This is a genomic window from Pseudoalteromonas sp. S558, assembly GCF_005886635.1.
In the GTDB taxonomy this organism is placed as follows: domain Bacteria; phylum Pseudomonadota; class Gammaproteobacteria; order Enterobacterales; family Alteromonadaceae; genus Pseudoalteromonas; species Pseudoalteromonas aliena.
The window spans coordinates 1-939 of the sequence record NZ_PNDU01000545.1 but is presented as its reverse complement, the minus strand read 5'-3'; the positions used below and the strand labels follow the sequence as shown (position 1 = coordinate 939).

The 939-nt window shown below is 39.3% G+C and carries 1 protein-coding gene; it reads right to left on the bottom strand.

The window, feature by feature from the left end; all coding sequences use genetic code 11:
• On the bottom strand, positions 1–894 hold an 894-nt coding region (gene ltrA / locus CWB66_RS21345; RefSeq protein ID WP_252371825.1), incomplete at its 3' end, for a group II intron reverse transcriptase/maturase.
• Between the last annotated feature and the right edge of the window lie 45 nt (positions 895–939).

The window sequence follows — 939 nt, the reverse complement described above, 5'->3', positions numbered from 1 at the left end:
TCCGCTAAGTCGTGGCTTACTATTTGAATCTGTGCCCCAATAGAACTCAAACCCTAGAAATACAAAGTGACGTTTTCGACCAACATGAAATCTGCTAAATCGCATTAATGATGTTTTGTCTTGCGCAACGTCTAGATTAAATTTCTTTAATCGCTTGGGTAACACTTTATAAAAGCGCTCTGCGTCATTTGCAAATTGAAACGCGCAAACAAAATCATCTGCATAGCGGATCATCATTGCTCTTCCACGCATCCTCGGCTTTACTTTCTTTTCAAACCAGAGATCTAAAGCATAATGCAGATATATATTAGCCAACACTGGGCTGATAATTCCACCTTGAGGGCTTCCACTTGATGGTTTAGTGAATACGCCATCGGGTGATTTTATCCGTGCTTTTAACCATTGATTAATTAAATTTAGTATTGCCTTATCATCAATGCGTAACGCTAACATTTTCATCAGCCACTCATGCTCAAGGTTGTCGAAGAAGCCTTTAATATCAGCTTCAACGATATAACCATATCCTTTAAATTGAAGATTCATTGTTAGGCTATGTACTGCTTGATGTGCACTTTTATTCGGCCTATACCCATAGCTATTGCGCATAAAGTCTTGCTCCCAGATACTTTGCAGGATCTGACTAACACTTTGTTGCACAAGTTTGTCATCAACTGTTGGAAGCCCTAACGGTCGTTCTTTACCATTGGATTTTGGGATGTAGATGCGTTTAATATCATTAGCTCGATAACTTTTCTGTTTGAGTTGCTGACTTAAACGTTCGATATTTTCAATTAACGTCGACTTGTATTTTGGCATCGTGATGCCATCAATACCGGGACTGGCTAATTTATTGAGTTGACCCCAGCTTTCATACAGGCTTGCGACATCTAGCAATCCATATAGATTCTGAAACCTGTGCTTAGGGTGAGTATGATCTTA